Genomic DNA, 20588 nt, shown 5'->3' on the forward strand with positions numbered 1-20588 from the left:
TCAACAAAATAAAATACTACATGAAACAATCATTCAAATACTCATTATACCTATTGGCGATAACGGTATGGGCCGGATGCTCCAAGATGGACGACTATAAAAGATTCCAGACCGGTGGTGAAATCTCCTATCCCGGCATTATGGACTCCGTAAAAATATTGGCGGGTAAAAACAGGGTAATGCTCACCGGGCTTTTCACCTCCGATCCCAAAATCACCAAATACCGTTTGTTCTGGAACAACCGGCAGGATTCCCTGGAAGTAGCAGTGAACCGAAAAACAGATGATACTGCACGAATGATCATCACGCCGCTGAAAGAAGGTGCTATCAGCGTTGAGGTCCGCACTTATGATGAAAAAAACAACATGTCTATTCCCGTTTTTGCCATCGGAAACGTGTACGGAGCGCAATACGAACAAGGTGTAGGAAACAGGGTTACATTGCATACTTCCGTCACTGCAAATGGCCTGAACCTGGAATGGGCAGCCGCTCCGCCCAACAGCACCATTACCAAAGTCGGTTTTAAAAATATCAGCGGCAAATCAAACGAGATAAGAGTAGCTGCCGGTGATAATACAACTTTATTACCCGGATACCAGTACGGCAGTAAGATTATTATTACCACCGCCTACCTCCCGGAACCTGCTGCTATCGATACTTTCTACGCGGCAAAAGCAGATACTGTAATAAAAGAAAATGCGCTGGCAGGCAATTATACCAGCAGTGGCGTCAGAACAAATTACACAGGTCCGGTAGACAACCAGCAAGTGGCCGGCACCAGTACACTCAGCGGAAATAAGGCCGCCACAGAGATCAGCGCGGCGCAAATCGAGATAGACTATGCCAATCTAGCTGCCAACGGATGGAAATATGTTTTCACCTATGATGGAAGTACCATTACGGTAGCACCCAACACCACCATGGCAGGAGGGATTGCTGCAGGATCGTTTAAAGTAAAAAGTATCAGCTACGATAAAACCACCGGCATCATCCACGTAGTAACCATATACATGAATACTGCCGGAGATGCCCGTGAAATCAATGAAACACTGACATTACAATAAAGCATGTTCACTGACAAATCCTATGAACTCATAGGCAACTAACAAACAGGGCTGGCCATATGGCCAGCCCTCTGCAAATCACAGATGCTATTGCTGCAAAATAATCGTGTCCTACTCATCCGAAGAAATATCCTTCCTCGACAAATACTCCGAAGGCATACAACCATAATGCTGCCTGAAGGCGGTAGAAAAATAAGAGGGTGAGTTAAAGCCGCTCATGATGGAGATTTCGGCAATTGTGTACTGCCTTGACTCCAGTAGCTCTACAGCCTTATGAAACCTAATCCGCTTGATAAAGGCAGTAACAGATTCTCCCGTAATCGCTTTTAATTTCAGATAAAGATTAGACCGGCTCATACCTATTTCCCGGCTGAATTTATCTACCGAAAAATCATATTCCAACAAGTTAGTCTCTACAATAGCAATGGCTTGCCTGATAAATGCTTCATCGAGGTTGTTGAAGGTTATTTTCTCCGGGATAATTTCTCCTGAAGAAGAATAATACTCCCGCAGCTGCCGGCGTATGCGTAATATTCCCTGCACTTTAGCCTCCAGCAACGCTATAGAGAATGGCTTGGTAATATAGTCATCCGCGCCCATTTCAAGACCGGCTATCTGTTGGGAAGTTTCGGCCTTAGCGGTAAGCAGGAGTACAGGAATATGACAGGTTTGAATATTTTGCTTCACACGTCTGCAGAAATGCAGACCATCCAACTCTGGCATCATCACGTCACTGATAATCAGATCCGGATGCTCCTCATCCAGTCTGACCAATGCTTCCCTCCCATTGTAAGCCACTTTGACGCGATAAAATTTCCCGAAATAAGCCGACAGATAAGAGGTAATTTCTTCGTTGTCATCTACAATCAATAAGCTACCAAGTTCAGTATTGTCCTTCGTCACCAGTGAATGCTGCGTTGTATCTCCGGTGATAGTTATATTCTCCTTCTCCTTGTAAAGCGGTGGTATGGCGGATAGCTTTTCTTCGTCCTCCTCTTCTCCTGCATCTGTATGATGCAGATCTCCCACATACGCTTCATCAGACAATGGTAAACTCACGGTAAAGGTGCTGCCGCTGCCCGGAGCACTTTCTACCTTAATAGTGCCGTGATGCAGCTCTACTAATCGCTTCGTAAAAGCCAGCCCAACCCCTGATCCCAGGTTCATCTCTTCCCCACTCACCTGGTAAAAGCGGTCAAATATCTGACGCTGATGTTCCTCCGCGATGCCCTTACCGGTATCCGTAATTTTTATAAGTATATGACCCGCTTCTTTTTCAAGATCGACTACAATATCGTCGCCCTGCACGGTATATTTAAATGCATTAGACAGTAAATTGGATATAATTTTTTCTACCGCATCCTGATCGAAGCTGGTATACAGCAGTGTTTCCAATGTGCGAAACTGATAGTTGATCTGATGCTTTTCCGCCAATGGTTTAAACAGCAAATAAATTTCCTGCACGAAGCTCACAATGTCTGCTTTACAAACCACCAGTTTTCGTGTACCCATTTCCGTTTTCCTGAATTCAAATAACTGATTCACCAGCTGATAAAGCCGGCGGGTATTGGCAAGAATCAGCTCATGTTTTCCCCGAAGACTTTTATCCGTATCCGGTTGACGCATGATTTCCTCCAACGGGGCCAGCATCAGGGTAAGCGGTGTGCGAAGCTCATGGGATACATTGGTAAAAAAATCCATTTTTACCTGGTTAATGTAATTCACTTTTTCGCGCGCTTCTCTTTCAGCTTTCAATTGCTGACGGGTGAGGTATCGCTCATGGAACATTCTATAAATAAGATACGCCACACCAGACATCAGTGCAACTAATAGCAAAATGAACCAGGTACTTTTATACCAGGGAGGCAGGATGTTGATACGTATACTCCTGGTTAAACTGGTTTCCCCCTGTGGACCAATTGCCTTCACATAGAAAATATACCTGCCGGAAGGCAGATTGGTATAGGTAGCTTTGGGGATATTTTCTGTTTGTTGCCAATCCGCATCGAATCCTTCCAGTTTATAAAAATATTGGGTTCGGTTACCCGATATATAGTTGAATGAATTAAACAGAAGGCTAAACTGTCTGACTTCATGACTAAATGTAAGTACGGCTGCTTTATTGATATGCTGTTCCAGGATGCCGGTGCCGTCCCCTGGAAATACAGCACGATTCAATACTTCCAACCCGGTAAAGGTAATACCCAGTTGTAACGGTTGTTGCTTCAGGGAGGCCGGGTAGAAATAAGAAATACCATTTGTTCCGCCAAACAGCAACATGCCGTCTGCCGCCTTGCAATAGGCGTAGAGGTTAAATTGACTGTTCTCAATACCGTCTTTCGTATCAAAAAACTGGCGGCTATGTGTATCAGGATTAAATCGCAACAGCCCTGCACTGGTAGAAATCCAGAGGTTCCCATCATCATCCGGTTGAATACCGTAAATAGCGCCCGCGGGTAAATAATTGGCTGTATGATAATTTACAAAAGTCCTGCTGGCTGGCTGGTATAAATTCAATCCATCCCGCGTACCAATCCAGATTCTTTTCCTGCCGTCTTCTGCGATGCAATTCACCACATCATTACTCAACGTAGTTCCGGGTACGGTAATAAACTGATTGCTGTCCGTATGAAATTGATTGACACCATTCGTGGTACCAATCCATATATCCCCATGGCTGTCTTCAAAAAGAAAAGTGATTTCATCAGCAGTAAGCCGCTGCCCGGAACGATCTGTCAGGTAATGGATAAAAGTTTGTTTCACCGGATCAAACAGATCGAGACCTGATCGCGTACCTACCCATATATGACCGCGACTATCCGTTAACAGAGAATAAACCATATCACCGGCAATGCTGCCGGGATCGTTTTCCTGATGACGGAAAATTTTGTTTGCTCCCGTAGCTGGATCCATTACATTCAGTCCGGCATTATGTGTTCCTGCCAACAGTGTTCCGCCTGGCCCGAATGCAATGGATTTTACATTATTTGAGCTTAAAATGTTGCCCGCATTTTCTGTATGGGTATAGTAGTGGATCGTATTGTTTGCGGGATTCCAGTAGTTGAGACCTTTATCATTGGTCCCTATCCAGAAATTCCCGCGATTATCCTGTCTGATGACATTAATCACCTGGTCGCTGAGAGAAACAGGCCCGGTATTCTGATTAAGTAAACTGAAGAGAATATCTGACTCATGATAGTAGTTAACACCGCCATAATAAGTACCCAGCCACATTCCATGCTGTTTATCGCGGTAAATATATCTTACACTGTTTTGACTAATGGTATATGGAATAGTAGCCTGATGAAAATAATTTTCGATGTGTCCAGTATTCCGGTCCAGGATAGATAGGCCCCTGAAAGTGCCTACCCATATATTCCCATGTGCATCCTTATTAATACTTCTTACGTCATTATCTGCCAGTCCTGAGTTATCAGGTTGATGAAGAAACTGTGCAGCCTTACCGGTAGAGGGATTTAAACGTATCAGCCCACTACCTTCTGTGGCAATCCACCAGGTGCTGTCATCGATAAACACATCATTAACAGAAGGCTTGGCTATGCCCAGGTCACATCTGTTGAGCTGATGGGTTTGAAGATCCATTTTAAAAAGACCTGCATCCGTACTCAATAATAAGCCCTGCCCGATGGCTGTGAGTTGGTTGATATTTTTAAACCCAACCAAAGCATTGTTCAGCGGAACCAGCCTGAATTCCCTGGCCAGTGTATCAAAACAATAAAGATCACCGGCACTGGAGGCTGCCCACAAGCGATTATTCTGATCGCTTGTAATAGCTGAAACAAACCATTCACCTGACTTCCGGGGCATACGGTAGTTACTGAAGCTATCATCCTCGTAGTGATAACTACTCACTCCCTGGTTACCACCAATCCATAGTTCGCCATTTTTATCAATAAAAATACGCTTGATGTAATAGGATTGTAAGCTATGCGGATTGTTCTTAACCGGTTTATATACCGTGAAACGCTGACCATCGTATCTGTTGAGGCCATCCTGCGTAGCCATCCACATAAAACCAAGTGTATCCTGCATTACTGCGAATACCGTTCCCTGCGACAATCCTTTGTTGACAGAAATATTCCTGAAGTGCCTGGGCGTTACCTGATCCCTGGTATAACCTCTCTCTGTAAATAAGATAAACAGCAGGCTACAGCAGCCATACAACAAGTACAAATTCCTTCTCATTCCGATTTTGGTGGCGCTCTTTATTGCAATAAGCACGGGCCGCAACCAAATGTAATAACATCCGGGAAAAATTCCCAAAGACATCACAAGGAATATCCACCCCGCTATTTTTGCCGGTAAGGCGCCGGATCATATTCGAGTACATCCGGCAATTCATCGGTTACCTCTATCTGTTTCACTTTGTCACCTGTTATTTCCAGCAACATAGTGCTAGCAGCTATTTTCGGAGCATATGTTTTTCCCGCAAAACGAATGGGCAAACTGCCATAATTGAAGAAAGTGCTGTCCTGTTTACTGCTTACCTGTATGGCAGGTGGCTTGTCGCCATCCAGCTGTGCCTGGATATACCATCCACCCAGATCACACTGATAAAAACCGCTCCCGGTTGCCACTACTTTTACCCGCTCCGGTTGCCCGTTTTTCACCTGCATAATGGTAAGGAAGCGAAACAGTTTTGCCGGTGAAGAAGTAATGCCTGCATGCGACTGTAATGTGAAATCCTTGATTTTCCCATCATCATCCGTCACCTTAGCCCAGTTAACGGCAGGCTCGGCAAATTTATCGTGCACCACCAATGCAGACGGGGTATTGGTAATAACGCTGACAGCTACATTTCCCACATCATTGGCCACAGTAAAGTGCTGCTGGTTATTGCCGGTGGACTCCCCGGGCACAATCGTATAATACGGAGTATGAAATTGGGTAGTCCACTTAACGGGCTGTTTTGCCTCCAGCTCATCATACATGATGATGATGCCACCCGCTAATTGTAATAAATGACGACGGAATAATTTTACCCCGGGATCACCATAGCCATTGCTTTTATCCGGCGTAATATTTATTTGTGAGAAGCGATCCAGCCAGAAGGAGCTGGCGATATCACCATAGGCATTAGAGGCGTCTCCCAGGGCATATTGCAGATGACGACCGCTGATGGCCCGTGGTATCCATCCATAGCCCTCTTCTCCCAGCTTCTGGCTTAAGCTGTCTGCCAGGATAGTACAGTATGCTTTAGACGTACGATAATCCAACAGGTTGTGCCGGTCACTGAAATTACTATAGTACCCACTGCCTCCGAAAATGGTTTTGCCTTTAAAATTTACCGTGATGGCATTCTGTGACGCATGTCCATGTCCTGAAGAGCCAAATGGACTACTTAGTAAATAGCTACTCAATTCCCCGCTGTCACGCCCCAGATCTTCATGCATAGCCACCACACCTACATCGGCAAACTTCCTGCTCTTGGGCAACTCCTGCGGAGCCATTACAACTGGTTTACGATTCGGATCATAGTTCAACAAACGGAAAAAAAGGTAATCATCCGTTCCCCTGAAGAAATCAGGATGGTCTTTCCTGATCTCTGCCACATACCAGTTCAGATAAGGATTATTAATTTTATAGGTCAGCGCATCTGCGAACCAGGCCTGCCCTTTTACCATATGCGGAATATTCTCCCACATATCTCCTGTAGCCGTAGAAGCAGATCGTGGCGGATACGTATAAATCATATAATAAGGCAGTTGCTGCATCCAGGGTAAATTGAAATAATTTACGCCGGAGAAATCGCTGAACAACTGCGACAGGTAAATAAAAGATTTATAGTTTACACGAAAATATCCGTTGCCCTCATGCCATCCACCGTCTGTTGTACCGAGTATTGGAAAACGTGCCGTCCATACTTCATACATGTACGACAACCATTCGCGTGCTTCGGGAATTTCAGTTGAAACCGCCACCGTAGCTATCGCCAGGTTACGCAGTGTGATCTGCCATACATGGTTATCACTCACATGCAATTCGAATCTGTTAGGCAGATGATCATATACTCTTTTCGCCCTTATCCTGATAACCTGCTCCAGTAAGGCTTTTTCATCATTACTCAGTGTTTTATAGCCGGCATCATAAAACCAGCCAAGGGCCTCTAATACAGCGCCACTTGTAAAGTCATCGCCTGTAGCCAATCCATTCGGATCCATGCGGGCAATATTTAGCGCGCGGCGCCGGGCATCCTGAATAAAGCGTTCATCTTTCGTTAGCTGGTAGGCAATACAAAGATTTCGTACCGGTGTACCCACTTTATCGCCAAAACCATGATACATGCGTTCAATAATCTTCTTTTTCTCCAGAGATGTTTTGCCGGTGGTATCAATGACGCGCATAGGCTGTTCTGCCGGCAGGGGCTCCCGCATTAACTTTTCGGCATGTGTTATAAATAATTTCGCTTCCGGATTTTCCAGGTTATTATGATAGAATACTTCTCCGATCTTACTCATATTCCACAAGCGGGGATGAGGCGCCTGGTTACGCTCCAGAACCTCCTGCACCGGCGGAGGCACAATGGTAGCAGTTTTCGCTTCCACTACAAAATCATAAACGGGCGACCATACCCATTGCCCACCTTTAAGCGAGTATGCGTACTTCCAATACCAGCGGCCAGGCTTCAATGCCTGATGCAGTGGATATACTGCCCAGCGCTGCGGCGCTCCGGCAATAACATCTCTTGAAAAGGTGCTGTCAGATGCCAATAATATTTTATACGCAATGTTGCCTATATTCGGATCTTCCGGCAAATCACTTCCACTTTCCATGGGCAACACCACACTTTTACCATTGGTAGCCGGCCACAAAAGAGAAGGTGTACAGGACGGTACGGTGATGCCATTCACCGGGTAAGGCCATTCGCGAACACGGGCATGCAGCTTTTCCGCTGTCAGCGTTACAACGGCTGGATTTAGCTGACCATACGCACTAATAGTTAGCAGTGCAAATATTGGCACAAGTAATTTCTTCATGATCAAACGCCGGGTTATAAGTATTCGAGAAATTTATCATTATTTTGTTTGCACCATTTTTTCAGATAGCTGCGCATCGCACCAAGTATCCTTTTGTTGGAAGATTGCATGGCCAGGTTATTCATTTCTCCCGGATCCTTTGACAGATCAAACAACTGTTCCTTTATTTCTCCCTTACTATACATTATATATTTGTAATGACCACTCATCACTGCTCTCCCGCTGATCCCCAGCAATACATCATTGTCGGCAAAATCTGTTTCTATTACCAGTGTCTCTCTTAACGTGCGTGTGCTGTCCACTATTCGTTTGCTGAGATCTACTCCTTTCAGGTAGGATGGCGCCGCCACACCCGTGAGACCACAGATAGTCGGGATCATATCGGTACCATTACATACAAGCAGGTCATCTGTTCGTGGTTTCCATTGATGCAAACGGGAAATGATAAAAGGTACTTTTGCGGCTTCTTCATACAGGACCTGCTTCTGGTTCCATTTATGGGCTGCATAGCCATCGCCATGATCACTGGTAAAGATGATGATGGTATTATCTGCCACCCCATATTTCTGCAGGGAAGCCAACACCATCCCGATATAATTATCTACTTTTTCCACCAACCGGTTGTAGGCCCACCGGTATTTTCGCCACTGTGCATCATTCCAGTTAACAGTGGGGTATGTACGAAAACTTACCTTCTGCTGCTCCCGCACAACAGCTGGTTCATTAGCAGGAATCTCCCAGTTTCCCGGTAGCGGAGGACATAGCAAGGTGTCGGGTGCCTCTCCCAGTATATCCATTTTCAACAGGTCGCCCCGTGCCCATTCGCAAATGTCGTGCGGATTGAGAAATGATGCCACCAACAGGAAAGGCTGATCTTTATTTAACCTGATAAAGTTGGCACAAAACGAAGGGGTGGCGGCATCGTTATAATCTCCGAAATTGGTATTCTTTACATACTCAAAACCATGCTGGGAGACATTGCCTGCAGGTACCGGCAAATGCCATTTGCCAACATAGCCTGTCTGGTAACCACCATTATGTAATATTCTCCCCATCATCAACACACTATCCGGCCACTGCCCGTCCTTTTCTTCAGCATTACCAGTAAAGCCCGTTTCGAATGGCATTTTGCCACTAAAAATAGCCGTGCGACTGGGTGTACACAAAGGTTGCGCGCAATATGCCCGCGTAAATCTTACGCCGTTGGCAGCCAGTTTATCCATGGCAGGAGTATGCAAATCCATATTACCTGCGTTGCTCATGGCGGTAGCAGTTTGCTGATCCGTCATGATGAGGACAATGTTGGGGCGTTTCGACTGCTGCCCATAACATTCATAACAAGTCATCAGCAACAACAGGCCATTGATTATTTTTTTAAGCATAGCTCATTATTAGTATTGTGGATTCTGCACCAACTTTGGATTAAGGTCCATATCTCTCAATGGTATAGGATATAACTCATGTTTGTTAGGGACAAATTGGGTGCCTGCAATATATGGATAACCTGCACGATACGCAGTAAGTGCATCCTGCGTAGCTTTCAGGCTGGAACCCAGCAGGTTCCAGCGAATCAGGTCAGCCCTCCTGGTACCTTCAAAGCAAAGCTCCCATGCACGTTCATCTTTCAGTCTGTCAAAGAAATCAGCTTTGCTGAGCCCCTGCGGCAGATCTACTGAAGCATCTGCAGTATTTATCGGCTTCCCGTACGCCCTTCTCCTTACCATGTTGATAGCATTATATGCATCTGCGTTAGGCCCATCATTCAATTCATTCTCCGCTTCTGCTCTCATCAACAATACATCTGCATAACGCAAAATCACCCAGTTGACATCTGTGTTATTCAAATCTTTGGGCGGTAAATTCTGCCAATCCCGGCGCCACTTACCGGGCGTCCATTGCCAGTCATTTTTGCCGGTGTATTCTACTTTGGCGCCGGAGGCATCCAGGCGATAAGTGACAGTTGCCACATCTTTTCTAAGGTCACCTGTTTTAAAACTGTTCCTGAACAGAGGAGTTGTTTTTATATATCCATTCGCCCTGCCATACTGGTTACCGGCATCAGAAGCCGGCGAATTCCAGGTACCAATCATCCCTGCTGTACTACCGGTTCCATTCACACTATAGAGTGCCACTTCAAACATGGTTTCCTGCGGATCTGCCACCAACTTACACTGATTTCTGAAATATTGCTCGTAACCCGGATTCAGTGCATTTTTACCTGAGGCCATGATTTCAGCAGTTTGCTTTTGCGCGAGGACATAAAAATCTTTGTAGTTAGCAGGGCGCTCCATTTTTCCATTCTGCCTTAAAGAGTAGCCACCGGAAAACAAAGCTACTCTTGCCAGCATACCCCTTACACCATTCCGGCTCACTCTTTCATCCACCGTAGTTTTTGTTGGCGGCAACAAATCAATGGCTGCTGTCATATCCCGGATCACCTGCGCATACACGGTATCACGATTGGTACGGGGCAGCTGTAGTTCTTCACCAGACTGGGTAGGACCTAGTTTCATGGGCACATCTCCATATAACCTTACTAATTCAAAATAATAAAATCCTCTCAGAAACCTGGCTTCTCCCAGCAGGCGGTTCAACTCCGCTTTCTGAGCCTCTGTTCCCGATTTGGAAAGTGACATCTCCGGTATTTTCTGAATCACCAGGTTGGCCCTATCAATCCCCTTATAAAAATATTGCCATGTGCCGGTGATATAATTATGTTGCGGTGTAACGGCATAGTGGGCAACCGCACGAAAATCAACCAATGTGGTACCAGACACCTGGGAAATATCGCAATCCATATCATACAACATACTCACCTGGAACCCATAAGTATTGTAGTTGGCCATCATTTCATATACCCCCAAAACGGCCATAGTCGCCTCATCTACAGTACTAAAGAAATTTTCAGTAGAAAAATAAGACTTGGGTTGCTGTTCCAGTGTTTTACTACATCCCGGTAAACTACCCCACAAAAATATCAGCACCACCAGTCTGGCGATTCCTGCACGGTAAACAATTAGTTTATTCATAATGGAATATTTTTTCAATTTTTTAAAGCGAAATATTCAGGCCGGCAATAAAGGAACGGGCTCTCGGATAACCTCCAAAATCCACTCCGGGCGTAAGTCTTGAAGTATTGGCTGTACTTACTTCCGGATCATATCCGGTATATTTCGTCCACACAAACAGGTTATTTCCTGTTACATATATTCTGGCGTTGGAGATTTTAGCTTTGGACACCCACGCTTTGGGTAGTGTATAACCAAGACTGATATTATTAACACGCAGGAAAGAACCATCTTCAATCATCTTATCATATAATCGGATGGCGGTTCCTGCGCCATTCCAGGAAGGGATAGTTTTGCCGGCATTCATAGCTGCCAGTGCAGCGGGATCCGTTACCTTCTGCCCGTTTGCACCAATCGTTATCCATCTGTCGGCAAAATATCCCAGCGTGTTCTGGTAGGATAGATAGGTAAGACTGTTATTAAGAAGATTAGCATTATAGATATCATTTCCAAAGGACCAGTTAACCAGGATGCTGAGATCAATTCCTTTATAGCTAAAAGTATTACTGAAACCACCGGTATGTTTTGGAGTAGCGTTGCCAATAACAGTCCTGTCGGCAGGTGTAATGATACCATCTCCATTCAGGTCCACCAGTTTCAGATTACCCGGCCGGGCAGGATTGTTGGCATCCACCACTACACCGGGTTTCAGCGTATACATTTTAGTGTTTCCGTCATAGGTGAAGTCGTCCACTGTATACAGATTATTTGACTGATAGCCATACATCAATCCAACAGGGCTGCCTACCTTAACGATATAGTCGTTTTGGTCATACCAACTGGTACTGTATCTGGCCTTTTCGCCACTGGTTAGCGCCAGCACTTCATTGCGGTTAAAAGCGATGTTGAAATTGCTGGTCCACTCGAAACTGTTTTTACGGATGTTAACCGTATTCAGGGCAATTTCAATTCCTTTATTGGAAGTAGCCCCAATATTAATCTGTTGGCTGGCAAAACCGGAGGTAAATGGAATCAGTGCATTCAGCAGCAGGTCTTTTGTCTTATTATTATAGGCATCTACAGCAAGGACTATACGCTGACCGAAGAGGCCAAGATCCAATCCTACATTTTGTGATTGTACGGTTTCCCATTTGAGATTTGGATTAGGAAGATTAGATGCACCAACAGTAGTGGCATTACTATTATTAACAGGATAGATACCGGATTGCAACAGACTATTTGCCAGGTAATTGTTAATACGGTTGTTGCCTGCGGTGCCATAACTGATACGCAGTTTCAGGTCAGAAAGAAAGGTGGCGCTCTTCATAAATTTCTCTTCGATCACTCTCCAGGCAAAAGCAGCGGACGGAAAATATCCCCATCTGTTATGCGGACCAAATTTGGAAGAGCCATCTGCACGTATGGTAGCGGTAAGGATATATTTGTCTCTGAAGGAATAATTCGCCCTGGAAAAAAAAGACAACATATCCTCTGCTTCTGCATACGAGGTAGGTACTACCGGGGTTGTTCCCTGTGAGAGGTCATCCAGTCCCAGGTTAACCGCCGGGAATTTACTGTTTGCCGCCACAAAATTTGATCTGTCGGTATGTAACTGTTCCTGCCCGATCAATACGGAGATCCGGTGAATTCTTTTAAATGTATTGTCGTAGGTGAGGGTATTGGAATAGTTCCAGCCACTTTCATCATATTGTCCGATAGACCCAAATGGGCCACCTGAACGCTTTGCCAGCAGGGAACGGGCATCATTGAAAGTATTCATTTTTGTACCGGATACCCTCAATCCCACGAGCCCACGGTAGGTGAGATGGTTGGCAATAGTGTAATCCAGTGTAGTATTCAGATTTAAAATCCGGTTGAAGGATGCTCTCAGCTGGGAAACGGCGTTGGTGACCGGATTTTGCAGCGGCAGTGCACCTACATCAATGGAGGGGTCATTATCCATCCCCAGGAAATCATCATCGGTACCGCTTTTACCATAGGTAGGCCTGTATTGGATGATATTCTGCAGCTGGTTTAATTTGGTGCTGCCTTCCCGGGTGCCTATGCCCGTAATAGTTTGATCGCTATAGTTTACGTTAGCACTTACACGCGCTTTCTTATTAATGTTATGTAATACCGCCAGCTTGGCAACATTTTTTTTAGCGCCGCTGGCCATTACGATGCCTTCATCATCGTTGTGGGAATAAAAGAGGTTGAAGCGGGTTTCAGCGCTACCACCTGACAGGCTGATTTTATGGTATTGGTTATGACTTGGGCGGCCCATCATCTGATCCTGCCAGTCAATCCCCTCCCTGTTGGCGTAAAGACTGTCCAACTGGTTAAAAGTGCCAAAAGTATTTTCGAACTCCTGTATTTTCAGCGGATCATCAATCGCTTTCTCATACATCAATCGGGTATATTGTAATGGGTTCAGCACGGGCAATTCTTTGGTAATCTTCCTCGTACCATAATACATATCATAGGATACCGCCAGTTTGCCGGGTTTCAGCTGTTTGGTGGTAACAAGGATTACCCCGTTGGCTCCGCGGGCACCGTAAATGGCAGTAGCTGATGCGTCTTTCAGCACTTCTATGCTCTCCACATCTGTTGGATCCAGGAAATTGAGTCCATTTGTTTGGGGAATACCATCTATCACATACAGGGGTTGATTGTCCTGCGTAATAGAGCCACCTCCTCTCAGGGCAATTGCTGGTTCGCTACCAGGGGTACCATCGTCTGCAGTAACGTGCAAGCCGGCAATCTGGCCGGTGAGTGCAGAGGCTACGTTTTGAACCGGAATTTTGGCCAGCTCTGCTCCTTTTACAGATGATACTGCACCGGTGATATCTTTTCGTTTCTGCGTGCCGTATCCGATGACCACCACTTCATTCAACCCCTTTTCGGTATCCTTTAAGGTAACATCTATCACACCGCGCCTATTCACGGCCACTTCTGCTTTTCGGAAACCAACGTAGGTAAATACCAGGATACCTCCTGGGTCGGCTGAAATTTCATAGTGACCATCCGCCAGTGTCATCGTTGCCCGCTTAGTACCCCGTTCCTGGATAGACACCCCAATCAACGGCTCCCCGGCAGCATTGACAACAACTCCTTTAATAGGAATGGTGGTCTGTCCAAATGCGGTGAAGCCACCCGCTAAAAACATCAAAAAAAGCAAAAGTCTTTTCATCCTTTATTTTTTAATTATTTAATTATCTCAACGAGCCTGTTTTTTCAGTCAATCATTAGTCGTGGAATGAATGCAGGATGTTTATACTGACGGCTTCGTTGACTTTCTACATTTTGGCCGGAATAGTTGGCAGGTACGAATGTATCAGGGATTATCAAAAATCCCTTTCAATATTGTTCAAAATGCTATCAATTTTGATGAAATACGTGCATTCAACAAATTCTAAATCTTTCTGGACAATAGTGAAAGCCTTGTTCTGGTTGACAATCTATCTTTAGTTCATTGTTCAATTTCTCATTTAAAGCTTTTAAGATATGATAACCAGACCTGGCGTCATAACGGCTGCCATTTTTTTATTCCTTTCCGGAACTTCGATTGCAACCCCATCACAGGATGGAAGCGACTGGTTTAAAAAAACGATTCACACCATTAATTACCAGCTCACCAAAGCCGCCGGAATTTATTCACCAGGGATGAATCCCAGATCGGTACGACCTGATGGTACTGTGAAACTGGCAACGGTGCAGGACTGGACAACCGGCTTTTTTCCGGGTTCATTGTGGTACGGATATGAACTCACCGGCAACACTGCGTTGAAAGAGGAGGCCCGGAAGTTTACACTTGGGCTTGACACTGTCAGACATATTACCAATACCCATGATCTGGGATTTATGCTTTTTTGCTCTTATGGAAATGCCTTTCGCATCACCGGCGACAGTTCCTTATTGCCGGTATTACAAGAAGGCGCCGCGCATCTGTATGCCCGTTTCAATAAAAAAACTGGCACCATCCGCTCCTGGGATATGGGAGAATGGCACTATCCCGTTATTATAGATAATATGATGAACCTGGAATATCTCTTCTGGGCTGCCGGCCAATTCCATCAACCCGCCTACTCCATTGCACCTGCAACCCACGCAGCAACTACCATGAAAAACCAATTCAGAAAGGATTTCAGCTCTTACCATGTGGTGGACTATGATGCTGAAACTGGTAAAGTATTCCAAAAAGTTACTCACCAGGGACTCACCAGTGAATCTGCCTGGGCCAGAGGACAGGCCTGGGGATTATATGGATACGTTATGTGTTATCAATATACCCGCAACCCGAAATTCCTGGAACAGGCAAAACATATTGCCAGCTTTATTATGCACCATCCCCATATGCCGAAAGATAAAATACCCGCATGGGACTTCGATGTGCACAATGCCCTGGATGGCGCCCCCAGAGACGCCTCTGCGGCAGCGGTTATTGCCTCTGCACTGCTGCAACTCAGTACCGAGGTAGCCGGAGGACAGGAATATTTCAACTATGCAGAAGATATCCTGCAATCCTTATCCTCACCCACCTACCTGGCGGGTCCGGGCGAAAATCATTTCTTCCTTTTAAAACATAGTGTTGGTGCATTTCTGTATAATTCAGAAATTGATACGCCTATCGAGTATGCCGACTACTATTTCCTGGAAGCATTGAAAAGATATGGCCAGATTAAAAAACTTATTTGAGAAATATGTACCTGAAAAAAATCATCCCGCTATATTGCCTGCTGCTGGCTTTTTTCACAGCAAGCGCACAAGATACCGCGTTAACAGCGGCCAGCTTTCGCAACTTAAATCTGGCTTACCCCGGCCTGGAAACCGTTAGCCAACTCGTAACAACAGGCAAATATGATCAGGCCGCCCGGGAATTACTTACCTATTACCGCCAACGGACAAACATAAAACATCCGGAATATAACCTGCAAGATAAAGCCAGCTACGCCGGTAAACCCATATCCAAAGAGGTGTTGGAAAAAGCAGACAAAGCCTTGCTTCACCAGTTTCAACCTCAGAAAGGATATGGATTTTACGACTACGGGAAAGATATTAACTGGCAATACTGGCCTGTAAAAGACAACGAAGTACGCTGGCAACTGCATCGGGTATATTGGTGGCAACCCATGGGACTGGCCTATTGGTCTACCGGCGATGAAAAATACGCGAAAGAATGGGTGTTCCAGTTTGACGACTGGGTAAGAAAAAACCCATTAGGGCTGTCAGCAGAAAACGACAGCTTTGCCTGGAGACCACTGGAAATATCTGAACGTTTACAAAGCCTGACAGGTACATTCAACCTATTCGTCAGCGCCACATCATTCACACCCCGTTTTTTACTGGAGTTTCTGAACAGCTATAGCCAGCAGGCAGCATACATCCCCGATCACTATACCAAAGTAGGTAACCATCTCCTGTTTGAGGCGCAACGTATGATATACGCCGGCTGTTTCTTTCCTGAACTGAAAAATGCATCAGCCTGGAAAAAAAGCGGGATCGAAGTACTCAACCGGGAGATTCAAAAACAGGTATATGAAGATGGGATGCAGTTTGAACTCTCTCCGTCCTATCATAACGCCAGCATCGATATCTTCCTGAAAGCATTACGCATGGCTCAACTCAACGGAGGTGAAGATGATTTCCCTACCAGTTACAAAAAGACCATCGAACATATGATCTTCGCCACTATTAACTTTTCTTTTCCTGATTATACCTTTCCTATGTTTGGCGACTCCTGGCTGGTAACTAAAAACGCTATGCTCAAACAATACCAATCCTGGTACGAAGCCTTCCCGGAAAATCCCGTCATCCAATACTACGCTACTGATGGCAACAAAGGCCAACAGCCCTCTTTTTTATCGCAGGGACTTACCAAAGCCGGCTTCTACACCTTCAGAAACGGATGGGATATGCGATCCACCGTCCTGGTGCTGAAAGCCAGCCCTCCGGGCGAATTCCATGCGCAACCCGACAATGGTACATTTGAACTATGGGTAAAAGGCAGAAATTTTATGCCGGATGCAGGTTGTTATGTTTATAGCGGAGATGAGGAAATTAATAAGATGAGAAACTGGTACAGACAGACTCGTGTGCATCAGACGCTGACCCTGGACAACAAAAACATGAACATCACCAACGCCACTTTGCTGAACTGGAAGCCGGATGCCAACCCGGAGGTACTAACCTATACCAACCCCAGCTACGATCATCTCACCCATAAAAGAAGTGTGCTGTTTATAGATCACAAATTCTTTCTGATAATCGATCAGGCAAACGGAACGGCAGCTGGCAATCTGGGCGTACACTTCCAGCTGAAAGAAGATAGCCATCCTGTTTTAGATACCCTGAACAATAAAGTTTATACCACCTTCCCGGATGAAAACAACCTGCTGATACAATCTCTGGGAAAGCAACACTGTTCTCTTTCCTATGAAGAAGGCAAAGTATCCTATGCCTATCGCAAAGAAATAACGCGTCCTGCATTTGTTTTCGGCCAGCACAAAACAATGAATGATGCACCCGTTTTTATTACCATTCTTCTTCCTTACGAAGGGAAAACAGCCCCACAGGTAAGTATCAAAGAAAATACCGGCAACAATTATTCAAATGGAACAATAAATCTGAAATTAACGATCGACAGAAAAAGTTATGATGTAAAGCGTGTTTTATGATTGAACCCTTAAAACAATTCAACTATGAAAAAATCAGTCCCTTTTCTGAACGCATCAAAGATGGCTATTATCAGTTCCCTGCTGGCAACCACCGCGTGTAGCAAGCAAATGGAGAATAGTCTTTCTGTCAAAGAAACAACTGCCGGCAGTCATGTTGCCGGCCAGACTACCTACTCCGGTGGCGATACATTGCTTGTCGTCAACTACGAATCAGGTACCATCAATTCCGGGATACCTGATCTTAACACCACCAATGCTACCGCCACCGATGCCTCCTACATCATATCACCAGGCCGCACAGGTAATTATGCCATTGCACATAAAGTGGTGCTGGGGGATTCCGCTTACTTCTCAGACAATCACTGGCGTAGCGAAAGCGCCACCGCAAATATTCCTGAAGGCAAACACCACCCGGGAGATGAACGCAGGTATGAAGTAAGCCTGTTGCTAAAAGACTGGCAACCTTATGTAACAGGCAACTCACAAGCTGGCGATATCATTTTCCAGGGCAAACTAGGTGGCGGTGGTAACCCTGCGTTTTACCTGATGACCAAACGAAATACCATCGCTTTCAGGGCGCCTAACAACGACCTGCAAACAACTATTCTGTCTAACTACCAACCATATATCAACCAATGGCTCGACTTCCGGATTGACGTGTTATGGGCAGATACGGCTACAGGCTATTACAAAGTTTATATGCGCCTGCCCAACCAATCCGATTATTCGCTTATCTGGGAAATACATAATTTCCAGACATGGCTGCCCGACAATCCCGCTGCCGTATCCGGCTATCTAAAGTGGGGACTATATCGCCCTGGTGAATCCCTGGCAAATGGTGATGTGCCCACCCGGATTATTTACCACGATGATATTAGAATTATTCAACTCCCATTGCCGCAGTAGATGGAAAAAATTAAAAAGGGTGCCCCAAAGGGCACCCACTGCAAATCACTCCTATCCAAAAACCTATTCCTATAAGTACGCTCGCCTCCTCATCCCTCCCTTTCTTTTTTCGAAAATAACATCATCATTAACCCAAATAACGCGAAGAGGGCCCCACACCATAGATTGAGACTTCCCTCTCCATGAAAAAACTGATATGCCAGTAGCAGACATCCGGTCAGAAAAAAGAAAAGACCGATCACAAAACGCAGGTCCAGAAATCTGTTCATATATTTCATTAATAGAAAATGATATTAAAAATAATCGTTACTGCCAGCACAATTAATCCCAGCCAAAGAGGGTTTTTATACCAACGCTTTTCCGGATCACGAATACGTTCTGTCAGACTATATACCAACCCCTCAAGTGCCTTCTCCGGATGCGGCTTTGTCAACAAGCTCACTATCACCGTCACTACAAAGCATACCACAAACGCAATCCACGCAATAGTAAATGCCTGCCCCGTGCCGGAATGAAAGGTAAAGCAAGGTGCAATCCATCCACCCTTACCTTCCGCAACAGAAATACCATGCACAAATGCCGCCGTACCAGTGCCCGCCAATAATCCCCAGAAAGCACCATGACCGGTAGTTCTTTTCCAGAACATCCCCAGGAAAAATGTGGCAAACAGCGGTGCATTTACAAAACTGAATACCAGCTGCAGCAAATCCATAATACTGTTGTACCCCTTTGCTACATAGGCCGTTGCCACAGATGCAAGAATGCCCGCCAATGTTGTAAACTTCCCCACATACAAATAATGTTTCTCTGATGCATTGGGTCGTATATGCGTCTGGTATATATCAAATGTCCATACCGTATTAAAAGCGGTGACATTACCAGCCATACCACTCATAAAAGAGGCAATCAGCGCAGTAACGCCAACACCCAGCATACCACTTGGGTACAGCTGTTTTAATAACACCGGAAGCGCCATATTATAGTCTGTGTCGCCGGAAGCATTCACCGGCAACGCAAAACCTGTAAACTGTTTTTGCAATGCCAGCAAAACGATTCCCGGCAGTATTACTATCAGTGGCATAAAGATCTTTGGAATAGCCGCTATTACCGGCGTACGCCGTGCATCGTTCAGGTTGCGACTGATCATGGCCCGCTGCACTACCAGGAAATCCGTACACCAGTAACCAAAGGCCAGCACAAAGCCCAACCCGAAAACTATTCCCCAGGCATCTACTCCCATCGGATTCGTTTCGGGAGAAGAGAGCCCTTTCCATGCGTGTAACTTAGCATCGTCCACATGTTTTACAATGCCCTCCCAGCCGCCTGCCTGCTGCATGGCTATAAATACCAGCGGCGCTATGCCCAGTACAATCAGGAAGAACTGTAACACCTCATTATATACTGCACTGGTAAGACCACCGAGAAAAATATATACCAGCACAATCCCTGCCGCCAGCCAGATAGACAAATCAAAATCCCATCCCAGCATTACCTGCATCAGCATAGCCAACGCATAAAGAGACACGCCCGAAGAAAATACCGTCATCCCTGCAAAGCTGATGGCATTAAAGGTCCTGGTCTTTTCATCAAAACGAAGTTTCAGGTATTCCGGCACACTGCGGGCTTTACTGCCGTAATAGAACGGCATCATAAAAACTCCTAAAAAAATCATGGCGGTAACGGCGCCCAGCCAATAAAAGTGAACTGTATACAATCCATACTTGGCACCATTGGCAGCCATCCCTAATACCTCCTGCGCACCGAGATTGGCAGAGATAAACGCAAGACTGGTAATCCAGAGAGGAATGCTGCGGTTACTCATCAAAAAATCATTGCCCGTTTTCACTTTCTTTTTGAGCATCAGCCCAATGCCGATGACGAAAATGAAATACAATACAATGATGCAATAATCTATCAGTTCTAATTTCATAACGTTGA

At 45.4% G+C, this 20588-nt stretch carries 11 protein-coding genes; 4 read left to right on the forward strand and 7 right to left on the reverse strand.

The window, feature by feature from the left end:
- The first annotated feature begins 20 nt into the window (after positions 1-20).
- Positions 21-1064, forward strand: a complete 1044-nt coding sequence (locus tag AB4Z08_RS19465) for a DUF4998 domain-containing protein (RefSeq protein ID WP_441575436.1) — start codon at positions 21-23, stop codon at positions 1062-1064.
- A gap of 111 nt (positions 1065-1175) precedes the next feature.
- On the opposite strand, the gene AB4Z08_RS19470 is transcribed toward AB4Z08_RS19465, so the two are convergent.
- The 5 genes from AB4Z08_RS19470 to AB4Z08_RS19490 all read right to left on the reverse strand — a co-directional run bounded on the left by AB4Z08_RS19470 (position 1176) and on the right by AB4Z08_RS19490 (position 14260).
- A complete protein-coding gene (locus AB4Z08_RS19470) occupies positions 1176-5270 on the reverse strand; it encodes a two-component regulator propeller domain-containing protein (RefSeq protein ID WP_441575437.1) in 4095 nt (1364 codons plus the stop codon).
- Between the two features lie 104 nt (positions 5271-5374).
- Complete coding sequence (locus tag AB4Z08_RS19475; RefSeq protein ID WP_441575438.1) at positions 5375-8062, reverse strand: DUF4962 domain-containing protein; 2688 nt, start codon at positions 8060-8062, stop codon at positions 5375-5377.
- Positions 8063-8076: 14 nt separating this feature from the next.
- Complete coding sequence (locus AB4Z08_RS19480) at positions 8077-9444, reverse strand: sulfatase family protein (protein ID WP_441575439.1); 1368 nt, start codon at positions 9442-9444, stop codon at positions 8077-8079.
- Positions 9445-9453: 9 nt separating this feature from the next.
- Complete coding sequence (locus AB4Z08_RS19485) at positions 9454-11091, reverse strand: RagB/SusD family nutrient uptake outer membrane protein (RefSeq protein ID WP_441575440.1); 1638 nt, start codon at positions 11089-11091, stop codon at positions 9454-9456.
- 22 nt (positions 11092-11113) lie between these two features.
- Positions 11114-14260 carry a SusC/RagA family TonB-linked outer membrane protein gene (locus tag AB4Z08_RS19490; protein ID WP_441575441.1) on the reverse strand — a complete coding sequence of 1049 codons (3147 nt, stop codon included), beginning with the start codon at positions 14258-14260 and terminating at the stop codon, positions 11114-11116.
- A 314-nt stretch (positions 14261-14574) separates the two neighbouring features.
- Here AB4Z08_RS19490 and AB4Z08_RS19495 point away from each other — a divergent pair, with 314 nt between their 5' ends.
- Genes AB4Z08_RS19495 through AB4Z08_RS19505 form a run of 3 tightly spaced genes read left to right on the forward strand, consistent with a single transcriptional unit; the run spans position 14575 to position 18650 of the window.
- Entirely contained in the window at positions 14575-15765 is a 1191-nt protein-coding gene (locus AB4Z08_RS19495) for a glucuronyl hydrolase (protein ID WP_441575442.1), read from the forward strand.
- A 5-nt stretch (positions 15766-15770) separates the two neighbouring features.
- Positions 15771-17744, forward strand: coding sequence for a heparin-sulfate lyase HepC (hepC, locus tag AB4Z08_RS19500; RefSeq protein WP_441575443.1), 1974 nt, complete (start codon positions 15771-15773; stop codon positions 17742-17744).
- 24 nt (positions 17745-17768) lie between these two features.
- Complete coding sequence (locus AB4Z08_RS19505; RefSeq protein ID WP_441575444.1) at positions 17769-18650, forward strand: heparin lyase I family protein; 882 nt, start codon at positions 17769-17771, stop codon at positions 18648-18650.
- An 89-nt stretch (positions 18651-18739) separates the two neighbouring features.
- Here AB4Z08_RS19505 and AB4Z08_RS19510 read toward each other — a convergent pair whose 3' ends face one another.
- Together AB4Z08_RS19510 and AB4Z08_RS19515 are read right to left on the reverse strand one after the other, a co-directional pair.
- Positions 18740-18919 (reverse strand): hypothetical protein, encoded by a 180-nt coding sequence (locus AB4Z08_RS19510; RefSeq protein ID WP_441575445.1) that lies wholly within the window; start codon positions 18917-18919, stop codon positions 18740-18742.
- 8 nt (positions 18920-18927) lie between these two features.
- Positions 18928-20580, reverse strand: a complete 1653-nt coding sequence (locus AB4Z08_RS19515) for a sodium:solute symporter family protein (protein ID WP_441575446.1) — start codon at positions 20578-20580, stop codon at positions 18928-18930.
- Positions 20581-20588 lie beyond the last annotated feature (8 nt).

It is taken from the genome of Chitinophaga sp. RAB17, assembly GCF_052114225.1.
GTDB lineage: Bacteria > Bacteroidota > Bacteroidia > Chitinophagales > Chitinophagaceae > Chitinophaga.

What these genes read in the sequence shown, in the direction of transcription:
- AB4Z08_RS19465 (WP_441575436.1), top strand. Translation starts at nt 21, where the DNA reads ATGAAACAATCATTCAAATACTCATTATACCTATTGGCGATAACGGTA.
- AB4Z08_RS19470 (WP_441575437.1), bottom strand. Translation starts at nt 5,270, where the DNA reads ATGAGAAGGAATTTGTACTTGTTGTATGGCTGCTGTAGCCTGCTGTTT.
- AB4Z08_RS19475 (WP_441575438.1), bottom strand. Translation starts at nt 8,062, where the DNA reads ATGAAGAAATTACTTGTGCCAATATTTGCACTGCTAACTATTAGTGCG.
- AB4Z08_RS19480 (WP_441575439.1), bottom strand. Translation starts at nt 9,444, where the DNA reads ATGCTTAAAAAAATAATCAATGGCCTGTTGTTGCTGATGACTTGTTAT.
- AB4Z08_RS19485 (WP_441575440.1), bottom strand. Translation starts at nt 11,091, where the DNA reads ATGAATAAACTAATTGTTTACCGTGCAGGAATCGCCAGACTGGTGGTG.
- AB4Z08_RS19490 (WP_441575441.1), bottom strand. Translation starts at nt 14,260, where the DNA reads ATGAAAAGACTTTTGCTTTTTTTGATGTTTTTAGCGGGTGGCTTCACC.
- AB4Z08_RS19495 (WP_441575442.1), top strand. Translation starts at nt 14,575, where the DNA reads ATGATAACCAGACCTGGCGTCATAACGGCTGCCATTTTTTTATTCCTT.
- hepC (WP_441575443.1), top strand. Translation starts at nt 15,771, where the DNA reads ATGTACCTGAAAAAAATCATCCCGCTATATTGCCTGCTGCTGGCTTTT.
- AB4Z08_RS19505 (WP_441575444.1), top strand. Translation starts at nt 17,769, where the DNA reads ATGAAAAAATCAGTCCCTTTTCTGAACGCATCAAAGATGGCTATTATC.
- AB4Z08_RS19510 (WP_441575445.1), bottom strand. Translation starts at nt 18,919, where the DNA reads ATGAACAGATTTCTGGACCTGCGTTTTGTGATCGGTCTTTTCTTTTTT.
- AB4Z08_RS19515 (WP_441575446.1), bottom strand. Translation starts at nt 20,580, where the DNA reads ATGAAATTAGAACTGATAGATTATTGCATCATTGTATTGTATTTCATT.